Consider the following 19,595-nt stretch of genomic DNA (forward strand, 5'->3'; position numbering starts at 1 on the left):
AAATCAAAGCGGCTGTTGTCTTAGCGTCCGCACGAATAGGTTATCTGCTGCATCGCTTTCGCTTCATCCGTCACGCTGAACGGCATAATGCAGGTACTGGCTTTGCCTGTTACATCATGGGTGGCAAACAGCTGGCCTGTTTTTGTATTTACCCGGGCGTAGACCATTCCACCTTGCCCTACCATGCCGACGGTATTGCCCTGACTATCCGTTACCGTCGCGCCGAAGGATAAACTTACTTCTGGTCGCGCTGGCGTCAGCAGTAGGGCATAGCCTTGATGCGTGGCAAATTCCGCCACCACTACCGCACCTGCGCGCGGCACCACATTTTGAGTGGTATTTTCGAGTTCAACCTGGTGAGACAGATTTTTCGGATCGAGGCTGACCGAATTTCGCTGATAAGGCATTGAGGCAGGCATGACAGCATTGCCCCAGCGGTCCAATTTTAATCCCGGATAACTCAGCACTTCCGCACCTGCAGCACCTGGGGCATTCACTACCACCCAAGTGTCACTGGTATAAGGCGTAAAGGTTACTCCGTGTGGATGCGCCACTATCGAACCTGACAACCCACCAGACAAGGTATGGTTATCCCGACCTACACCTACAGACGCATTGACGGATGTCCATGGTGAAAGGTACTGACCGCTTACGCTACCGGTACTGCCACTTTGTTCACTGTGGGTTCCCGAAACGCCCCAGCTCATCTGCTGCTTATCTCCGGCAGTTCCGGCCAGCGCCACCTGCTCAGCCAGGCCACCGTTATCATGGGAAACCGAACTACTAAACGTGACAGGGCGCTCCTCACCCAGCGGCAAACTGAAGGAAACCAGCCAACTGGTTTCCATGTTTCCCTCTGGGGCACGGTTACGCGTAGCGGTCAGGGTATAACTCAATCGTTTCCAGCGGTTTGAGTAACCAAACTGGTATTGCATGTCGTTCCCATTGCGATTCCAGTAATTCTGCGAAAGCCCGGTGGCAGAGAATGTCCCCCAACCTTCCGCCAACCCCTGACTTAACGTCAGGCTGTATCGGTTTTTGGTCCGGTACAGTAACCCGGCATAAATCGCATCCCCTTTCTGCAAGTTCTGGTATTCCATGGCCTGAGCAAAATCCAGATAATCACGCGTGGAAAAACGATATGCGGCCAGCGCAATATTGCTCTGCGTGTCAGAAATGAGTTTGTTGTAGGTAATGCGATAACTTTGCCCGCTCAGTTTGTCTCTGCTCGTGGAGGTCATAGCCTGGGTCACATCCAGCGCCACGGCACCCAGCGGGGTCGATACCGCGCTGCCGGCCTGATACGCCTGATAGCCATCGCTAAATTGGGTTCCACCATACAACGTCAAGAAGTTAGTAATACCCTGCTGCCAGGTCGCCTGATAAAAAGGCTGACCGTCACGCCCATTCGACTGACGGTATTTTCCTGCCACCGCTTCATAACGCGATGCGCCAGGGCGCAACAAATCTGCTACCGAGGCGTAAGGCACAAGGAATGTGCTTTCACTACCGTCCGCTTCGCGTACGGTCACGCTGAGGTCGCCACCATAACCGGTAGGATAAAGATCGTTAATAACAAAAGCCCCTGCCGGAACGGTAGTTTCATAAATCACATTCCCGCTCTGCCGTACGGTGACGCGCGCATGGCTGCGGGCGATCCCGCGGATTTCAGGTGCATAACCGCGCTGTGATTCAGGCAACATTTGATCATCGCTGAATAGCGAGACGCCGGTATATGACAACGAATCAAAAAGACGTCCTGAGGTATTAGCTTCACCCACCAGGAAACGACCGCGAACAGAGCTGACATCATGCTGGAGGTAAGTATTAATGCTTTGATAACGATTGCCGCTTCCGGTCTGATTGGTCAGGCTACCGTTATGTCGCAGATACCAGCCTCCAACGTTAAGCCCGCTGTTCAGACTCAAATACTGTGAGTTAAACGTTTCACCGCCAGACGATGATTGATAGGCACTGGCGTTGTAACCCATAAATGCCGCCAGACTGCCATCCTGCCAGAGCGATGGCGACACGGTACCGCGCGCCGTTTTCGCGAGATCCTGCTGGGGTATGGCAATAACCAGCTTTTGCTCGCTGTTATTCCATGTGAGTTTTGCTGATGGGATCACCTGCTCTACGGGCACGCAGTTGCCGCGGGTCAGCTTATCCGTGTCGTGCAAAGCGGACGGCATAATATTCAGGTGAGCCAGCAACTCTGGAGTCATGCAGGCAACAACCGTCCCTTGAGACGTTTTATTGAATGTCATTTTCTGCGTTGTCACCAACTCATCATTTAGCCAGATATCCGCTAAATACTCTCCCGCCGGCAAGTTGTTCCCCTGCCTGAACTGCTGCAGGTCGATACCCGCTGTATACGCGCTGTCAAGAAATGTGGTGTTGAACTCAACATCATCGTCTGGCGCTGCCATTGCCATAACAGGTATGATCAGTAATGACGCATATATCCAGGCAACGGGCTGCCCTGCCGACAGCATTTCAGCAAGATAAGTTTTACGCATGAGTATCCCCTGGTATTACAACCGGTTTACAGGTTCTGTAACCGATGAGCCGTAATCGTTAATCGCTTCCACGGTAAGGCCATCCGCCACTACACCAGAGGGAAGCGTCAGATCGAGACTGCCGTGCGGTGCCAGCATATCGGCGGGGATCGTTGTTTTTTTGCCTGCGTGCGTCGCGGTTACAGCCACGGCAGAAACGTAGTACGCCGTCGGATTACTCAGGATGATATGATTACCCTGCGCCTGCCAGCGCAGCTGCGCGATTGCCGTACGAGCGCCTTTGTCGTCAAGTGTGACAGGGCGATAAAACAGCTTGATCCGTGATCGAAAGGCCACCTGTACCTGATTTGTCCCTTTCTCACCTACAGGCGGGATTTCCAGCACGTTTAACCAATAAACGCTCTCTCTGTCGGCGGGCAAAGCAGTCCCGGTATATGACAGGCGTAACGTTTGTCCTGCGTCGGCATTCACCCGCGTCAATGGAGGAGTCAGCACAAAAGGAGTGCGCATTGCGTCAGGTTTAATTTCTGGATTACCGTCATCGGTCCAGCTTTGCAGCAATACCGGATATTTTCCTGGATTCGTAATTTGCACGCTGATATCTTTTTCCGCAGCATGATAAATGACTCGGGTGGTATTGATTTGAATACTGGCATACGTCGCTGGTATTCCCGTAGCCAGTAAAAGCGCTGTAGCAGAAAAGAATCGGTGCAGTTTCATAGTATTATTGCCTTTAAAACAGAATATTTAACGATATGCTCTTTATTTTTATAAAATCCGGAGAGGAAGGTTCGACATAAAACCTTCCACTCCGGCTTGTTACGAAGTAAGAAAATTACTGGAGTTTATAGAACACTTTGAAAATGTTTATCTATATTATTCGGAGAAATACTTTTACCAAATTTTCTTAAGTAATATTCTGATATCAGTTATAGATCAACGAATACGTTACGCTAGACGCAACCGCACCAGCAGTAGCTGCCCCCGTTGCATAATAGCGTACGGCATATGGCAGAGTTGCATTACCACCACTAATAGGCACGTAGTTACCCGTGTTCTGCGCAATGTCGCCAGCCTTAATTGGCGTATTCCCGGAACCGTCAACAAGCTCCAGCACAACATTGGACGCACCTGTTGTATTGGTATTAACAAGACGACCATTACTGTCTACATTTGCTCCTCTTTCAAAAAAGGCCTTAACAGTGCCCGCGCCTGCTGGGTTAGTCGACGCACACCCAGTGACATCCATTTTAAAAGATGTCTGACCCGCGACATTACCTGCGGTACCTAAAATATTTGCCTGAACAGTTGGCAGCGTCACAGCCGCCGCAGTACTACCTGTTGCGCCATTAATCGTAGCACTACAGGTCTGGTTATTTACCGCACCGGTAAAATTAATAGTACCATTTCCGGCTGCCTGAACAGCAGAGACAGCAAATACGCTGCTGAATGCAACGATAGCGGCGATTTTTTTCATTATGTTGTTCCTGATAAAAATATAACGAGTTGTTGTGCATTTCAAAAAGAACAGAGTCTCTCTGAGAAGCTGAATCGATTATCAACAGGCTAAAAATTAAATCAACAACTATTTAATCAACGAAAAAAACTGAAAACATAATTATTTCCTAAGATTTCCTCACTGATAATAACTTACGCGACAAATATCTCATCAAAAATTTCAATTGGTATCGTTTAATGAAATTTTTGTAATCCCCATCCACTAAAAGCCTTCATTTTTTCATGGTTTTTATATAGCTTTATTTATAACTTTTTTTACAGATTGGATCAAAAATGTTATATGCAGAAACAGGTAAAATGCACTTAGTTTTATATGTCGTTAGAGATAATGGTGGTGATAATACCCATGGGGACTACTTTCATCATGATGCTATTATGGTGTGTGGTGTAATTCTATAGTTTTATAATTAAAAAAAGTATAGTTTGCACGGGTGAACTACGGAAAAAAACATAATTTGTATTACAAAATAAAATAGCTCAGGGAGAGTAACCTCTCCCTGAATTAAACACCTTTGCGGCCTGCTAAAATAAAAAGCTTATAAATGAATATTAAGCATTTTTTAGCACAGTGGTTTCACGGCTTCACGCATGCCTTTTGCCAGGATGGCATCCAGATCGGCAGAAACCTGCTCCACCAGCCCAGAAACCTGGGTCAGGTCTTGCTCCCAATGTTCTTTGACCGCCAGTACAGAACGCACCAACGCCTCAGTACTTATCTGGCGATCGCGATGTTGGCTCCACAGTTGTTGGAAACGTTCAATCCAGTGCGCATCATCCTGGACCGGATAAGACTCACCGTTACGCTCCCCGCGGTAGAACGCAATCAATGCCGCCAGCGCAAACGTCAGACGTGCGGGCAATTGACCGCTGGCCTGTTGCCAGGCCAGCAGTTGCGGCAATATGCGGGTACGGAATTTAGTCATGCCGTTCAGGGCAATCGACAACAACTGATGCTTGATGTACGGGTTGCAGAAACGCCCCGTCACCGCACTGGCAAAGGACGCCAGCTCATCGCGCGGTAAATCCAGTACCGGAATGATTTCTTCATAAATGGCTTTTTCAACAAAGGCACAAATTTCCGCATCATTCATTGCTTCACCCACGGTGTCGAGCCCTGCCTGCCAGGCAACAGGAACCAGTGCGGTGTGTGCGCCATTGAGAATCGCCACTTTCCGTTCTTTATACGGTTTGATGTCATCAACAATCAGAACGTTGAGCGGATATTTATCCAGACGCAGTTCCGCAGCTAACGACTTCGGTCCCTGAATAACAAACAGATAGAAGTGTTCTGCCGTATCAAGAAATGCATCGTGGTAACCCAACTCAGCTTCAAGTTTCGCCACCTCGTCACGCGGATAACCGGTAACAATGCGGTCCACCAGCGTGGAACAAAATGCGTTGGCCTGATCCAGCCACTGAATAAACGCCTCCGGTAGCATCCACTCCTGAGCGTAACGCAGAACCAGTTCACGCAGCGCATCACCATTGTAATCAATCAGTTCGCACGGAATGATAATCCAGCCTTTATCTGACGCGCCATTAAAATGGCGGAAGCGTTCGAACAGCAGTCGGGTCAGTTTAGCCGGATAACTTACTGCTGGCGCATCCTCAAACTTGTCGCCCGCGTGATAGCTAATGCCTGCTTCAGTGGTGTTAGAAAACACAAAACGGATATCCGGATTATGCGCCAGCATCAGGAACTCATCGTATTCGCTATAGACGCTGATTTCGCGGTTAACCGAACGAATCAAACGGGCATCGCTCACGGCTTCGCCCTGCTCATTCAAACCACGAATGATGGTGGTATAGAGACCATCCTGGGTACTCAGCGATGGCGGGAAAGTACTTTCGATAGGACGAACAATGACCACACCGGCGTTCAGATCGGTATGTTCATTCAGCAGATCTACCTGCCAGTCAACAAAAGCGCGCAGGAAGTTACCTTCACCAAACTGAATAATGCGTTCAGGATACTGAGCACCGGGGAAATCGCGACGATTTAGTGTTTGCACAATGGGTTCCCTTTTTAATTAGTCATACAACCTGATTGAATTGGTACAATAGGTTATCAAACTTTAATACATTGAAACCCTGTTTTGATCAATCCCCAGCAACAAATTAGAGGTATTTATAGAAAAGTGTGGTCCCGGTCAGCGTCCCGTCTGGCATTTTGGCATAATCGGGTATCACGCCTACTTTTTGCCATCCGCAATTGTGGTAGAACAACTCAGCGCCACTGCCCGTCGCTGTATCGAGCACCAGCAACGTTTTACCTTGCTCACGTGCGCAGCTTTCCAGTTCGCTCATCAATTTTCTGGCAACGCCGCCCCGCCGTGCCGAGGTGTGCACCAGCAGTTTAGCGACATCCGCAAGATGAGGCTGATTTTCGGGTTGATTGAGAATAAGCTGGACGGCACCGACAAGCGCCCCCTGAGCGTCCTCCGCGCCCAGAACAATCCTTTCACCACGAGTAACACTTTGTGCGACGTCCAACCAGAATGGCCGTGATTTATCACGATTAAAAGGTGACATAAAGCTAACGGAAGCGCCGTTATTGACGCATGTTTCAAGGATATCGCTGAGCTCGTCGACTCTCGACAGAATCTGTGCCGCGCTCAGCACAAAGCAGGGGGTAGAGGAAACCATTTTTTCTCCTTAGATTGACGCCTTCATACTGCTTTTAACAAAAACACAACACAAGGAGTCGTATCATAGGATTATGTTATCTATGGCTTATTCATTTGGAGCACTAACCAGTGATAAATCACCATAACAACGTAACGTTGTTGTTCGTTGCTTAACGCCACACCCTGAGGGATATCATGCCATTTCGCCAGGCATCCCCGACAGCAGGTTGCCGTGGCATGCTGAGCGATAAATACCGGATGTCCGCGCATGGGGGTCTGTTTGCCATCATTGGCAGGAAACGCCGGAGCCAGTCGTTTAGCAATAAAATCCACAGCGTGTTGTTCAATAACCGGCGCACCTTTATCCAGACAATATTGTCTCTCTTTGTGACCAAGACGAAAGCGCGAGCGGAACGTTGATTTCGCCAGCCGTGCAAAAAGAGGATCGAGCCTATTCATCAGTAAACCGAGCGCCCCAGCTGTTGCGTTAATTGCTCCAGCACCGCGATGCCGGCCAGTGAGTTTCCCGCCGGATCTAACTCAGGACTCCAGACGGCAATCGCCATCTCGTGGGGAACGATAGCCACAATACCGCCACCGACGCCAGATTTCGCCGGTAAGCCAACCCGCCAGGCAAATTCCCCTGCGTTCTGATACATGCCACTTGTCGCCATCAACGCGTTGATCTGCCGGGCCTGCATGGGTGTAACCACCGGCTCCGTAAGATGAAAAGCATGCCCTTGATTTGCCAGAAAGACGAATGTACGCGCCAGTTCCACACAGCTCATTTTCAGGGCGCAGTAGTGAAAATAATTTTGCAATACGGTGGTCACGTCATGATGGAAATTGCCAAAGGACTTCATTAGCCAGGCGATAGCCGCGTTACGTGCTGAGTGCTCAAACTCAGAGCGCGCCACCGTCGCATCATAGGCGATATCCGACACGCCGCTTAATGCCCGTACCACTTCCAGCATCCGTTGACGCGGTGCGCTCAGACGCCCTTGCAGCATATCGCAAACCACCAGCGCCCCTGCATTGATGAAGGGATTACGTGGGATCCCCTGCTCCATTTCCAGCTGCACCAGGGAGTTAAAAGGATGACCGGAAGGATCTTTACCGACGCGTTGCCAGATCTCATCTTCCTGATAGTGACGCATCGCCACGACCAGACTGAGCACCTTTGAAATTGACTGAATAGAAAAGCGCTCTTGCGCATCCCCCGCCTGGTAGTGCTGTCCATCAACGGTGCAAATGGCAATACCCAGTTTTGAACCGTCGACGGAGGCTAATGCAGGAATGTAATCAGCGACTTTACCTTGACCAATCAGCGGACGAACCTGCTGCACAATGGTCTCTAAAATTGAATTGTTCATGGCCCTGGCCACAACATGCTCCTTGCTCGCAGGTATGAAAGGCCTGCGAGTATAACAGAGCTGAATACGCAGCGTCAGGCCGGAAGGCGGAATCTGGCTATAGCCTGCATAAGCTGGTGAGATTCATAATATACAATTTCGAAAGGTGCCCCCGACGGAGGCACCACACCATCAGAGACGGTTTTTCCAGACAGTTTGCACGTTACAGAACTCATGCAGACCAAAGTGTGAAAGCTCGCGGCCAAACCCACTTTTCTTAACGCCACCAAACGCAACGCGGGCATCGCTGGCGCTGTAGCCATTGATGAATACGCCCCCACATTCCAGGCGTGCCGCCATCTTCTGAGCCAACGCTTCATCCGCCGTGAATACCGTGGCTGATAAACCGAAATCACTGTCATTAGCCAGTGCTAAGGCATGTTCCGCATTCTTTGCCACGGTAATCGCCGCGACCGGACCAAACAACTCCTGACGGAACGCCGTCATCTCCGGGGTGACATTACCCAGTACCGTCACGGCATAATAGTTGCCCTTACCGGCAATTTTTTCCCCGCCGAGAAGCAACCGCGCCCCTTCAGCAAGGGAGGCTTCGACCTGCTGGTGCAACTCATCACGCAGATCAAATCGCGCCATCGGACCCAGATCGTTTTCTTCATTTAACGGATCGCCCATTTTCAGCGCGCTCGCGGCCGCCACAAAGCGTGAGGTAAATTCTGCCGCAATCCCTTCTTCGATTATAAAACGCTTGGCTGCCGCACAAACCTGCCCGGTATTTTGATAACGTCCGGCAACCGCAGCTTTAACGGCCAGCTCGAGGTCGGCATCATTAAGGACAATAAACGGATCGGAACCACCCAGTTCAAGCACGCATTTTTTCAGCGCTGCGCCCGCCTGAGCACCAATCGCCGCACCAGCACGAACACTGCCCGTCACCGTTACGGCTGCGATACGCGGATCATTGATCATCTGACTCACCCCGGCGTTATCGGCATTCACCCAACCGTACACACCTGCAGGTACGCCGGCATCAGCCAAAACCTGCGCGATAATCGCAGCACAGCCGGTTACGTTAGGCGCATGTTTTAACAGATAGCCATTTCCGGCCAACAGAATTGGAATGGCGCCACGCAGTACCTGCCAGAGTGGGAAGTTCCACGGCATGACCGCCAGAATGGTTCCTACGGGGCGATACTCAATCACCGCCTGATTGTTTTCCACCAGCGTGGGTTCCGGATTGAGCATCTCCGGTCCATGTTCGGCGTACCAGTCACACAATGCGGCTGATTTGGCCACTTCAGCACGCGCCTGCTTGATGGGTTTCCCCATTTCACGTGAGATACACTGCGCCATCTCTTCCGCGCGATTACGCAGAGCCTGCCCGATATCACGCAGCGATTGCGCACGGTGCTCAACGGAAGTGTGTCTCCATTCGCTGTAACCATTCGCGGCAAGGGTCAGTGCATGAGTAATCTCTTCCGCGCTGGCCCACGGCATCGCCGTTAACATTTCGCCATTAGCAGGATTGACAGAAATCGCATGTGTTGCTGCAGTGATAGTCATAGTTGCCTCTCTTTATCGCAGGGTATGGTTATATCATGCGCATATTTACTCTTTCTGAAAAATGAATAATATTAACCACTCCATTCACGAATAGAGAATATTATGGACCTGACGCAACTGGAAATGTTCAATGCCGTCGCGGAGACGGGCAGTATTACCCAGGCTGCCGCGAAGGTGCATCGTGTGCCATCCAACCTCACCACCCGCATCCGCCAGCTTGAGGCCGACCTTGGCGTCGATCTGTTTATTCGTGAAAACCAGCGTCTGCGGCTTTCCCCGTCCGGCCACAACTTTTTACGCTATAGCCAGCGGATCCTCGCACTGGTTGATGAAGCGAGAATGGTTGTCGCCGGGGATGAACCGCAGGGATTGTTTTCGCTTGGCTCGTTGGAAAGCACCGCTGCCGTGCGCATTCCTGCGACGCTGGCTGAATATAATCAGCGTTATCCCAAAATTCAGTTTGCGCTGGCGACCGGTCCTTCAGGCACAATGCTGGATGGTGTGCTCGACGGGACGCTGAACGCTGCCTTTGTTGACGGACCGATTACCCACCCAGGCCTTGAAGGAATGCCGGTCTACCGTGAAGAGATGATGATTGTCACTCCGTACGGTCATCCTCCTATCCAGCGGGCCAGCGACGTTAACGGGTGCAGTATTTACGCCTTTCGTGCCAACTGTTCCTACCGCCGCCATTTTGAAAGCTGGTTTCATGCCGATCGCGCCATGCCCGGCACTATTCATGAAATGGAGTCGTATCACGGGATGCTGGCCTGTGTGATTGCCGGCGCGGGGATCGCGCTGATCCCACGTTCGATGCTGGAGAGTATGCCAGGACATCATCAGGTCAACGCCTGGGCGCTAAGCGAAAACTGGCGCTGGCTGAATACGTGGCTGGTATGGCGCAGAGGCGCAATGACGAGGCAACTGGAAGCGTTTATTGAGGTATTGAACCCCCAGTTGTCGCAGACCAGGGATTAACTGGCAATAGTCAGTTGGCAGGGTAGCTGTTCCAGTTGCTCGCGCACGTCTTCATTGAGATGCGCATCGGTCACGATATCCGTCAACGCATCCAGATGTGTAACGTTAAACAGTGACCATGCGCCGTATTTCGAACTGTCCGCCAGCAGTACCCGACGTTTGGCATTAGCAATCAGGTCGCTTTTCAATCCGGCCTTCTCTTCAGTCGGCGCGGTGATCCCTCGCGTTATGTCCCAACCGTTGCAGCTCAAAAACGCGATATCTGGCCAGACGTTCTGCAGCAGTTTACGTCCATGTTCACCGATGCAGGACTGACTGGAATCATCAATACGTCCGCCAATAATGGTCACTTCAATTTGTTTAAACTCAGAGAAGAAAAGCGCAATGTGCAGATCGCTGGTGATAACCCGCAGCGGCAGATGGGTGAGCTGACGAGCCAGCTCAATCATTGTCGTCCCCGCGTCGAGAACAATAGCATCACCGGCTTTCACCAGGTTTGCCGCCGCACAGGCGATAGCCTGCTTTTCCAGCAGACTACGCTGCATTTTCTCATGCGTGGTAGGTTGTGAAGGAATAAACCGGTTAAGCGTGACGCCTCCGTGGGTACGGCTGATGACACCTTCCTGGTCAAGCTTGATCAGATCGCGACGAATGGTCGCCGGAGAGGCCTGAGTCACAGCGACGAGCTGTTCAACAGTCGCCAGATTATGCCCTTTCAGATAATCCATAATCTGTTCTAACCGATTATATCCCTTCATTTTATTCCCGCGTAATTTGCATTGCTAACTGGATAGACACCGCCATGCTCTCAGACTTGGCTTTTCCTGTCCAGGCAATATCAAACGCCGTACCGTGGTCCGCAGAGGTGCGAATAAACGGCAATCCGGCGGTGATATTCACCCCATCATAAAATCCCAACAATTTTAGCGGAATATGGCCCTGATCGTGATACATCGCCACCACCATGTCGTACATACCTTCGTGGCACTGCATAAATACCGTATCCGGTGGACAGGGGCCCGTAACATTTACCCCTTCCGCTTGCATTGCACGCACCGCAGGTCCGACAATCGTTATCTCTTCCTCGCCAAACAGGCCATTTTCGCCGGCATGGGGGTTGACGCCAGCAACCGCAATACGTGGATTATCGAACCCTACCCGACGCAGGAAATCATTCGCCACCTGAATGACCGTTTTTACACGTTGCTCGCTGAGCGTATCAAGAAATTTGCGCAACGCGATGTGGGTGGTAACGTGAATGACTTTAAGCTGATCGGTATAAAGTACCATCGCGTAGTCTTTGCTGTTGGTCAGTTGTGCCAGCAGTTCGGTATGTCCGGGATAATGATGTCCCGCCAGATGCAACGCTTCTTTATTCAGCGGCGCGGTAGCAATAGCCTTAACTTCACCACTTAGCGCCAGTGCTGTAGCGCGTTTTATGCAGCGATAGGCCAAATCTCCCGCCTGCGCTTGCACCACTCCTGGCTGAAGAGCGGTAGGATCGGCAAGCGGTTCATCAATCACGTTGATAACACCTGGGGCGAATTGCGCCAGGTCTACGCTGTCGATAACCCGAAGTTCCGCTGGCGGTGTGACATTTAATGACTGGATACGACGCAGCGTTTGGGCACATCCCACAACCACAACCGGCGCGCCAGAGAGTTCTCCCTCCACCAGCGATTTAATAATAATCTCAGGTCCAATACCGGCAGGATCGCCCATTGTTACTGCAATAATGTTATTCACTCATGTTCTCCTCGATAAAATTTAAAACCTGACGCAACGTCGTTTCGTCACCGAATCCCCCTGCCTTTGTCATAACCGGGCGTTGCCAGTCGCCACCGACAAAATGACCGTACGGCACGCACTGGGCCACACGGTCGGTAATTCGAAATCCTGTTGCCTTAAGGGCGTCTGCAACCGCCATCGCCACATCGCCACCAGAGAGATACAGCGCGCCTGGCGATACCTCTTGCAAAACCTGGCGGATAAGCTGTCCAAGAAACAGGCAGATTTTTTCACCGAGCTGAACGCGATTCGTCTCCATGCGCACGCACAACTGCGGAATATGATGGCGTGCTTCACTGTCGGGACTTGTGTGAACGATGCAGTGTTTACCAGAGGCGAGGATTCCAACAATGCGCTGCACGTACGCTGTTGAACCACCGCTGAAAATATTCTCGATATCGATGAATACCATCCCCACTTGCGGGTTCTGGTACACAGCGGCAACCTGTTGTTGAGCGATTTCACTCATTGATCCCACAACAGCCAGCAAGCGCTGGGAAGAAGGTGCCTGCACATGGCGCGCCAGTGCATCACAGATTCCGGCTGACCCCACCAACAACGGCAGCTCATCCTGCATCAGCGCTTGAGTAACAATCACATCCAGGTCAGCGTCAGTCCGCGCATCCACAACCCAAATCTGCGGCGTCTCAACAACAGGCTCATGCAGGTGCTGCGTGTAGTCATTTAGAGACATCGACCGACACGCAATGGTTGTTTGCGCCTGTATCACTTCACAGATATCAGCACTCATCACCGGTGTTTTAGGATCGCTGGCAAATTCGGTATGCGTTACCGGAACGCCGTGAATCAGGCATTGCCCTTGCTCGGTGGTACGGCCTGCGGCAGGATAAGCAGCCGCTAAAATGGCACGTTTTTTGCCCGTTACTCGCATCAACGCGTCCAGTTCCGCCCCCGGATTACCCCGCAATGTTGAATCGATTTTCTTCAGCCACTGCGTCTGAGGTTCTGCCTGACAGGCAAGAGCCAAATCGCTTACCCTCGCCGCGGCTTGTTGAGCATCCAGTGCCCGGCTATCGCTGTTTATGACCAGCACATCTGCATCATCGGCACAGGGCAATGTGAAAGCGACGTTCACCGTCATTCCCGTCATCGCCAGACTCACTCCCGCATCATTTCCCCCCGTAAAGTCATCAGCAATGACAAGGATCTGGGGTCTTACAACATGTCTACTCATCCATGCTCCGGGTTGTTGAATTTTGATAATGATTATATTCAATCACATTTGATTAAGTGTGAGCAAGCTCAAGTTATTCAGTTCCGAGATAAATTATAAATTCAGCCCATGATGAAATCGCTTTTGAAACGAAATGAGCGAATTCAATCACTCACCTACAGGAGAATGTTGTGGCAACAATCAATAGCACCGTGATTAGCGGTTCAAATGCCATCCCCGCGCTGGAACCAATACTGACAGGCAAGCACCAGCTATTGCTGGTGACCGATAGCAATATCGTCAGGCTGGATGCAGTGGCGCAGATCCGCACCTTGCTCAGTAACGATGGCCGCCAGGTCACACTTATTGATAGCGTGCCTGCCGAGCCGGGTCATCATGACGTTGCGGCACTGTTAGAAAGCGTTAAAGGTCTTAACGTAGAGATGGTGATAGGTATTGGTGGTGGCAGCGTACTGGATGTAGCGAAGTTGCTCTCAGTCTTATGTCATCCTGAATCCTCTTCTCTTGACGCCATGCTGGCAGGCGAGAAACCGTTGCACCGCGTAGCTTCAGTGCTGATTCCAGCCACTGCAGGGACGGGTTCTGAAGCAACTCCTAATGCGATTCTGGCGATCCCGGAACAAAACACCAAGGTCGGCATCATTTCTCCGGTGCTATTACCCGATTACGTTGCCCTGTTGCCGGAACTGACGACCAGCATGCCAGCGCATATTGCGTCATCAACCGGAATAGATGCGTTATGTCATCTGATTGAGTGCTTTACAGCCACCATCGCCAATCCGATCAGTGACAATGCGGCGCTCATCGGGTTACAGAAGTTGCTAAAGAACATCGAAACCTCGGTTAATGAACCGAACAATTTGCTGGCTAAACTGGAAATGCTGTGGGCGTCATATTATGGCGGAGTCGCGATTAATCATGCCGGAACACATCTTGTCCATGCACTCTCTTACCCACTCGGAGGTCGCTATCACCTGCCTCATGGTATAGCCAATGCCATTCTGTTAGCCCCTTGCATGAAAGCTATCCGTCCTCATGTGGTCGACAAGTTCGCTCAGGTCTGGGATCTGTTGCCTGATGCCGATCGGACCCTGAGTACCGAAGAAAAATCATTCGCGCTGGTGGAATACTTCTCCGCACTTGTGAAACGACTCAACCTCCCCGATAACCTGGCAACGCTCGGGGTACCACCCACAGATATTTCCACTCTCGCCGATGCCGCGCTCAACGTAAAACGTCTTATTAACAACACCCCCTGTCAGGTAAGCCATGACGATGTTAAGGCTATTTATCAAACACTTTTTCCAGAACTGATTACCAAAGGAGTGAATCATGAGTAAGAAAATTTGTGGTGTACTGACGGCAATCGTCACCCCCTTTGACAACGAAGGGGCGCTAAACCTCCACGAGCTCAAAAATCAGGTTAATCGCCAGCTAAACGCCGGCAACGGCATTTTCTGCGGCGGTACGAACGGTGAGTTTTTTGTGCTTAACGAGGAAGAAAAAATAGCAGTGACCCGCACCTGCGTTGAGGAAGTCGCTGGACGGGCAAATGTGGTGGCGCATATCGGTGAAATCTCAACCCGTGAAACCATTCGTCTGGGCAAGCAAATTGAAAAAATGGGCGTCGATGCCGTATCGGTGATTACCCCGTATTTTGTTCCGCTCAAACAGCAGGAACTGATTGCTCATTATACCGCGATTGCCGACGCGCTATCGGTGCCGGTATTTCTCTATAACATTCCGGCACGTACGGGTAACACCATTGAACCAGAAACCGCAAGCGTACTGGCGGCGCATCCCAACATCATTGGTATCAAAGACAGCGCCGGGAGCTATGAAAGCCTCGAAGGTTTCCTCAACGCCGTCAAAGATATCGAAGGTTTTGATGTGCTAAATGGGCCGGACTCGCTGATTCATCAAGGATTCGTTGACGGTTGTTCAGCCTGTATTTCCGGTTTGGCGAACGTAGCGCCAAAAGAAATTAACGCTATCTGGACGCGATTCAAGGCCGGTGATGTTGTCGGATCGCGTGAAGCGCAGGAAAGCGTCACGGGTTTGCGAACCGAGCTCTATAACGTTGCGTTCTCGCCCGCCGCAGTCAAAAAAGCATTGCAAATCATGGGACATGAGGTAGGCGCAAGTCGTTACGCCGTCACGTTTAGTGAGCAACAGGAAAATACTATCCGCCAGATAGTGTCGCATCTCGCCCACTAAAGGATTTCTCAATCGTCACAAGAATACCCGGGAGCCTGGCGCCCCCTGGATTCGTACGCCCTGGAGGGCGGCTAAGATGAACTCATTTACCTCTTCAGACACTCTGATCATTGTAGGGATCGTGATTGCCTATATTATTTTTACAACCTGGCTCACTTTCCGCCTACGCAGTAAAAATGCTGGCGATTTTATGGAAGGCTCGCGTGCCATGCCTGCCTTCATCGTCGGTATTCTCCTTATGTCCGAATATATCGGCGCCAAATCTACCATTGGTACCGCTCAGGCAGCATTTGAAGGCGGAATAGCCGCATCCTGGTCTGTTCTCGGTGCCGCTATAGGTTTTCCTCTGTTCGGTCTGATACTGGTTAAACGTATCTACAATACAGGGAAAATCACTATATCGGGTGCCATTGCCGAGAAATATGGCAACAGCACAAAAAACATTATCTCTATCATCATGATTTACGCCCTGCTGCTGGTAAACGTCGGAAACTACGTCAGCGGCGCCGCGGCGATTTCGACAGTACTGCAGGTCAATTTACCTGTTGCCGCCTTTATAACCGCCATTGTGAGCACCTTCTATTTTGCCTTTGGCGGCATGAAAGGCGTTGCCTGGGTAACGATGCTGCACAGTGCCCTAAAGTACATTGGTCTGTTGATCATTATGGGGTTTGCTCTCTCAAGAACCGGCGGTTTCTCACCGATGATTGAACAAATGCCAGACTTTTACTGGACCTGGGATGGCAACATCGGCGCGGGTACTATCGTCGCATGGCTCATCGGTACCATTGGTTCTATTTTCTGTACACAGTTTGTGATCCAGGCGATTTCATCAACTAAAGATGTCAAATCCGCCCAACGATCAACATGGATCGCCTTCTTCTTTTGTTTACCAATTGCTTTTGCTATCGCCATTATCGGTGTGGCGGCGAAGTTTCTTCACCCAGAAATTAACAGCCTGTATGCAATGCCCATTTTTCTGCAGGATATGGACCCATGGCTGGCCGGGCTTGTGACAACGTCACTTGTAGCCTCTATTTTTGTTAGTGTCAGTACCGTTGCTCTGGCTATCGCCTCACTGGTGGTGAAAGATTTTTATGTGCCAATGCGTAACCCTACCAAGGAACAGGAGTTTAAAGCGACTCGCTGGATCTCCTTGTTCATTGGCTTCCTGCCGCTGATTTTCGTCCTGCTGGTACCGGAAGTATTAAAGCTCTCCTTCTTTACCCGTGCGATCCGACTCTCCATTACCGTCGTCGCCATTATCGCCTTCTATGCGCCGTTCTTTAAAAGCACTCGCGGTGCAAACTGTGCCCTGCTGGGAGCCTGCGTGGTGACATCCGTTTGGTATCTGCTGGGTGACCCGTTCGGTATCAATAATATGTACATCGCCTTGCTGACGCCTGCGGTGATTATGATTCTCGACCGTCTAATCCCTAACAAATCCCAGCAAGCTACTCCCAAACCTGTCGAAAATAATGGAGTCTAAAATGACCGTAACCGTAAATCGCGATGGCATGCTGCGAAAACTCGAACAAGATGAGCGTGTGGTTATTGCCATGCTGCCTTCAGAATGCCCGCAGAATCATGCCGCCAATATTATGCCTCTGCCCGATGGCTCACTGATGTGCGTCTGGTTCGGCGGTACTCAGGAAGGCATCGCAGACATCTCAATCTGGAGCTCACGTCTGCGCCCAGGAAGCGAGCGCTGGAGCCAGGCTGTTAAACTGTCTGATGATCCGGGTCGCTCAGAGCAAAACCCTGTGCTGTTCCTCGCGCCAGATAACGTCTTATGGCTGCTTTGGACCGCCCAGATCTCTGGCAATCAGGACACGGCTATTGTGCGTTATCGTCAATCACATGACCTTGGGGAGAGTTGGGGCGAGACAGGTACCCTGCTGGATAAACCAGGCACCTTTATCCGCCAGCCAATTATGGTGATGGACAATGGCAACTGGTTGCTTCCGGTTTTCTATTGCCGCACACGTACGGGCGAAAAATGGGTCGGTAATGATGATATTAGCGCAGTCAAAATTTCATCCGATCGCGGTAAAACCTGGCGTGATGTGGAAGTTCCGCAAAGTCTTGGCTGCGTTCATATGAATATTACACCGCTGCTGGACGGCTCACTTATCGCCCTGTACCGCAGCCGTTGGGCCGACAATATCTGGTACAGCACGTCCACCGATATGGGTGAAAGCTGGTCGGCACCACAACCAACGACATTACCCAATAATAATTCCTCAATTCAGGTTACTACGCTGGATGATGGCAGGCTCGCGCTGGTATTCAACGCGATGAACGCGACCGGAGCCAGTGAGCGCCGCACATCACTGTATGATGAAATTGACGATGGCGATGATGACCGCATCCAGCCGGTAGTGACATCAGGCCGTTCGGCTTTCTGGGGCGCACCACGCGCACCGATGACCGTCGCCCTCTCTGCCGATGGGGGTAAAACGTGGCCCTGGCAGCGTAATCTTGATGAAGGCGACGGTTATTGCATGACCAACAATTCACAAGAAAAACTCAACCGTGAGTTTTCCTATCCCAGTATTAAACAGGGTGCTGATGGTCAATTGCACATTGCTTATACGTATTTTCGTCAGGCCATTAAATACGTTCGCCTCACTCCGGAATGGATTCAGGAGGATCACTGATGATTATCGGTAATCTTAACGTTCTCGATCTGGCAGGGTTACCCTTCTGTCTGCAGGATATACTGCGCGATCCCCGCTGCCATCTCGCGGCCTTACAGGCACGAGAAGATGGCCGATGGCAGCCTGATAATGTCGACTGGTTTTGTACTCTTGGCCCAGCGCAAACCCAGCAAGCCTCGCAGCGTCATACTGAATACCATCGCCAGTGGGCCGATATACAGGTGGTTTTGACAGGAGAAGAGCGTATCAACGCGGGGGGAAAATCTGCTTTTTTCAACGGTGATGAAGAACGCAAACCCGACCTTTTTATTTCTACACAGGCTGAACTGAATGTCACGATAACGTTACGAGCAGGAGATTTTGCCGTCTTTATGCCTGGTGAAGCGCATCAGGCATTATGTGCGGTCAGCCAGCCAGGAACAGTCCGCAAAGCCGTGTTCAAAGTTCCCCTGTCATCTCCGGAGGTTTAAATGCGTCACGCGATTGTCACCGGAGCCAGCTCCGGGATCGGCGAGGCCATTGTCACTCAGTTGCTCAATGACGGCTGGCAAGTAACAGGTTTGTGCCGCTCCTCCGTCGCACGCAGCGATCCTGCGTTTTGCTGCGTGAATGTGGATCTGAGCGACAACTCATCTTTATGGGAGATAATGCCAACGCTCGCCACACCTGACGCTATTATTCATGCCGCAGGTATTATGGCTGCGGCACCGCTGGGGGAATTGAACGCCGACATCAGCCAGCGATTATGGCATTTACATATTGAGGCCGTCGAAACGCTGGTCAATTACTTTGCTCCCCGGATGGTCGCTGGCGGGCGGGTGGTGGCCATCGGAAGTCGAACCTCTCGTGGTGCGGCTGGTCGTTCACAGTATGCGGCAACCAAAGCCGCGTTGGTGGGAATGATCAGAAGCTGGGCCGCAGAACTTGCACCAAAAGGGATTACAGTGAATGTGGTCGCCCCAGGCGCTACGCAAACGCCAATGCTGAAGATGCCTGGCCGTGAAAGTTCTCCTCCCAACGTGCCACCCATTGGCCGCCTGATTAAACCTCAGGAAGTCGCTTCGCTGGTCGCCTGGCTGGTATCAGAAAATGCCGCTGCGGTAACCGGGCAGGAGTTAGTCATATGCGGCGGGGCATCGTTGCGCTAAATCCCCATCCGG

At 51.2% G+C, this 19,595-nt stretch carries 18 protein-coding genes; 7 read left to right on the forward strand and 11 right to left on the reverse strand.

Translation table 11 applies throughout. The features are described 5' to 3' along the window. Positions 1–20 precede the first annotated feature (20 nt). The 8 genes from OGY15_RS18955 to sad all read right to left on the reverse strand — a co-directional run bounded on the left by OGY15_RS18955 (position 21) and on the right by sad (position 9,597). Positions 21–2,519 (reverse strand): fimbria/pilus outer membrane usher protein, encoded by a 2,499-nt coding sequence (locus OGY15_RS18955; RefSeq protein ID WP_286540641.1) that lies wholly within the window; start codon positions 2,517–2,519, stop codon positions 21–23. Between the two features lie 15 nt (positions 2,520–2,534). Beyond that, on the reverse strand, positions 2,535–3,239 hold the full coding sequence (locus tag OGY15_RS18960) for a fimbrial biogenesis chaperone (RefSeq protein WP_053088687.1): 705 nt from the start codon (positions 3,237–3,239) through the stop codon (positions 2,535–2,537). 205 nt (positions 3,240–3,444) lie between these two features. Beyond that, entirely contained in the window at positions 3,445–3,996 is a 552-nt protein-coding gene (locus tag OGY15_RS18965; RefSeq protein ID WP_003843639.1) for a fimbrial protein, read from the reverse strand. A 601-nt stretch (positions 3,997–4,597) separates the two neighbouring features. Further along, on the reverse strand, positions 4,598–6,049 hold the full coding sequence (locus OGY15_RS18970; RefSeq protein ID WP_286540644.1) for a tagaturonate reductase: 1,452 nt from the start codon (positions 6,047–6,049) through the stop codon (positions 4,598–4,600). A 106-nt stretch (positions 6,050–6,155) separates the two neighbouring features. Continuing rightward, positions 6,156–6,683 (reverse strand): GNAT family N-acetyltransferase, encoded by a 528-nt coding sequence (locus OGY15_RS18975; RefSeq protein ID WP_286540646.1) that lies wholly within the window; start codon positions 6,681–6,683, stop codon positions 6,156–6,158. 80 nt (positions 6,684–6,763) lie between these two features. Next, positions 6,764–7,123: a DUF4186 domain-containing protein gene (locus OGY15_RS18980; RefSeq protein WP_151219182.1), complete on the reverse strand. Its 360-nt coding sequence runs from the start codon at positions 7,121–7,123 to the stop codon at positions 6,764–6,766. After that, positions 7,123–8,049: a glutaminase B gene (gene glsB / locus OGY15_RS18985; RefSeq protein WP_151219181.1), complete on the reverse strand. Its 927-nt coding sequence runs from the start codon at positions 8,047–8,049 to the stop codon at positions 7,123–7,125. The genes OGY15_RS18980 and glsB overlap by 1 nt, the downstream gene beginning before the upstream one ends. 159 nt (positions 8,050–8,208) lie before the next feature. Beyond that, complete coding sequence (gene sad, locus OGY15_RS18990; RefSeq protein WP_210905067.1) at positions 8,209–9,597, reverse strand: succinate-semialdehyde dehydrogenase; 1,389 nt, start codon at positions 9,595–9,597, stop codon at positions 8,209–8,211. A gap of 102 nt (positions 9,598–9,699) precedes the next feature. On the opposite strand from sad, the gene ptrR reads away from it, so the two are divergent. Further along, on the forward strand, positions 9,700–10,575 hold the full coding sequence (ptrR, locus tag OGY15_RS18995) for a putrescine utilization regulator PtrR (RefSeq protein WP_151219180.1): 876 nt from the start codon (positions 9,700–9,702) through the stop codon (positions 10,573–10,575). On the opposite strand, the gene OGY15_RS19000 is transcribed toward ptrR, so the two are convergent. The 3 genes from OGY15_RS19000 to dtnK are packed head-to-tail and all read right to left on the reverse strand — an operon-like array spanning position 10,572 to position 13,558. Further along, entirely contained in the window at positions 10,572–11,333 is a 762-nt protein-coding gene (locus OGY15_RS19000) for a DeoR/GlpR family DNA-binding transcription regulator (RefSeq protein ID WP_151219179.1), read from the reverse strand. The genes ptrR and OGY15_RS19000 overlap by 4 nt on opposite strands. Position 11,334: 1 nt before the next feature. Beyond that, a complete protein-coding gene (locus tag OGY15_RS19005; RefSeq protein ID WP_151219178.1) occupies positions 11,335–12,321 on the reverse strand; it encodes a D-threonate 4-phosphate dehydrogenase in 987 nt (328 codons plus the stop codon). After that, the gene (gene dtnK / locus OGY15_RS19010; RefSeq protein WP_286540652.1) at positions 12,314–13,558 is read right to left on the reverse strand and encodes a D-threonate kinase; all 1,245 of its coding nucleotides are present in this window, start codon (positions 13,556–13,558) and stop codon (positions 12,314–12,316) included. Before dtnK ends, OGY15_RS19005 begins: the two co-directional genes overlap by 8 nt. A 170-nt stretch (positions 13,559–13,728) precedes the next feature. On the opposite strand from dtnK, the gene OGY15_RS19015 reads away from it, so the two are divergent. From OGY15_RS19015 to OGY15_RS19040, 6 genes are all read left to right on the forward strand, one after another. Continuing rightward, complete coding sequence (locus OGY15_RS19015) at positions 13,729–14,898, forward strand: iron-containing alcohol dehydrogenase (RefSeq protein WP_286540653.1); 1,170 nt, start codon at positions 13,729–13,731, stop codon at positions 14,896–14,898. Continuing rightward, positions 14,891–15,775, forward strand: coding sequence for a dihydrodipicolinate synthase family protein (locus tag OGY15_RS19020; RefSeq protein WP_151225443.1), 885 nt, complete (start codon positions 14,891–14,893; stop codon positions 15,773–15,775). The genes OGY15_RS19015 and OGY15_RS19020 overlap by 8 nt, the downstream gene beginning before the upstream one ends. Positions 15,776–15,851: 76 nt before the next feature. Next, positions 15,852–17,264 carry a sodium:solute symporter family protein gene (locus OGY15_RS19025; protein ID WP_151219174.1) on the forward strand — a complete coding sequence of 471 codons (1,413 nt, stop codon included), beginning with the start codon at positions 15,852–15,854 and terminating at the stop codon, positions 17,262–17,264. Position 17,265: 1 nt separating this feature from the next. Beyond that, positions 17,266–18,435: a sialidase family protein gene (locus tag OGY15_RS19030; RefSeq protein WP_151219173.1), complete on the forward strand. Its 1,170-nt coding sequence runs from the start codon at positions 17,266–17,268 to the stop codon at positions 18,433–18,435. Then, positions 18,435–18,905 carry a NanQ anomerase/TabA/YiaL family protein gene (locus OGY15_RS19035; RefSeq protein WP_151219172.1) on the forward strand — a complete coding sequence of 157 codons (471 nt, stop codon included), beginning with the start codon at positions 18,435–18,437 and terminating at the stop codon, positions 18,903–18,905. The genes OGY15_RS19030 and OGY15_RS19035 overlap by 1 nt, the downstream gene beginning before the upstream one ends. After that, positions 18,906–19,583, forward strand: coding sequence for an SDR family NAD(P)-dependent oxidoreductase (locus OGY15_RS19040; RefSeq protein ID WP_151219171.1), 678 nt, complete (start codon positions 18,906–18,908; stop codon positions 19,581–19,583). The last annotated feature ends 12 nt before the right edge of the window (positions 19,584–19,595 follow it).

This window comes from Citrobacter sp. Cu231 (assembly GCF_030332265.1).
Lineage (GTDB): Bacteria > Pseudomonadota > Gammaproteobacteria > Enterobacterales > Enterobacteriaceae > Citrobacter > Citrobacter meridianamericanus.

Excerpts from the sequence above, each read along its gene's own strand:
- OGY15_RS18955 (WP_286540641.1), bottom strand. The coding sequence starts at position 2,519 with ATGCGTAAAACTTATCTTGCTGAAATGCTGTCGGCAGGGCAGCCCGTT.
- OGY15_RS18960 (WP_053088687.1), bottom strand. The coding sequence starts at position 3,239 with ATGAAACTGCACCGATTCTTTTCTGCTACAGCGCTTTTACTGGCTACG.
- OGY15_RS18965 (WP_003843639.1), bottom strand. The coding sequence starts at position 3,996 with ATGAAAAAAATCGCCGCTATCGTTGCATTCAGCAGCGTATTTGCTGTC.
- OGY15_RS18975 (WP_286540646.1), bottom strand. The coding sequence starts at position 6,683 with ATGGTTTCCTCTACCCCCTGCTTTGTGCTGAGCGCGGCACAGATTCTG.
- OGY15_RS18980 (WP_151219182.1), bottom strand. The coding sequence starts at position 7,123 with ATGAATAGGCTCGATCCTCTTTTTGCACGGCTGGCGAAATCAACGTTC.
- sad (WP_210905067.1), bottom strand. The coding sequence starts at position 9,597 with ATGACTATCACTGCAGCAACACATGCGATTTCTGTCAATCCTGCTAAT.
- ptrR (WP_151219180.1), top strand. The coding sequence starts at position 9,700 with ATGGACCTGACGCAACTGGAAATGTTCAATGCCGTCGCGGAGACGGGC.
- OGY15_RS19000 (WP_151219179.1), bottom strand. The coding sequence starts at position 11,333 with ATGAAGGGATATAATCGGTTAGAACAGATTATGGATTATCTGAAAGGG.
- dtnK (WP_286540652.1), bottom strand. The coding sequence starts at position 13,558 with ATGAGTAGACATGTTGTAAGACCCCAGATCCTTGTCATTGCTGATGAC.
- OGY15_RS19020 (WP_151225443.1), top strand. The coding sequence starts at position 14,891 with ATGAGTAAGAAAATTTGTGGTGTACTGACGGCAATCGTCACCCCCTTT.
- OGY15_RS19025 (WP_151219174.1), top strand. The coding sequence starts at position 15,852 with ATGAACTCATTTACCTCTTCAGACACTCTGATCATTGTAGGGATCGTG.
- OGY15_RS19030 (WP_151219173.1), top strand. The coding sequence starts at position 17,266 with ATGACCGTAACCGTAAATCGCGATGGCATGCTGCGAAAACTCGAACAA.
- OGY15_RS19035 (WP_151219172.1), top strand. The coding sequence starts at position 18,435 with ATGATTATCGGTAATCTTAACGTTCTCGATCTGGCAGGGTTACCCTTC.
- OGY15_RS19040 (WP_151219171.1), top strand. The coding sequence starts at position 18,906 with ATGCGTCACGCGATTGTCACCGGAGCCAGCTCCGGGATCGGCGAGGCC.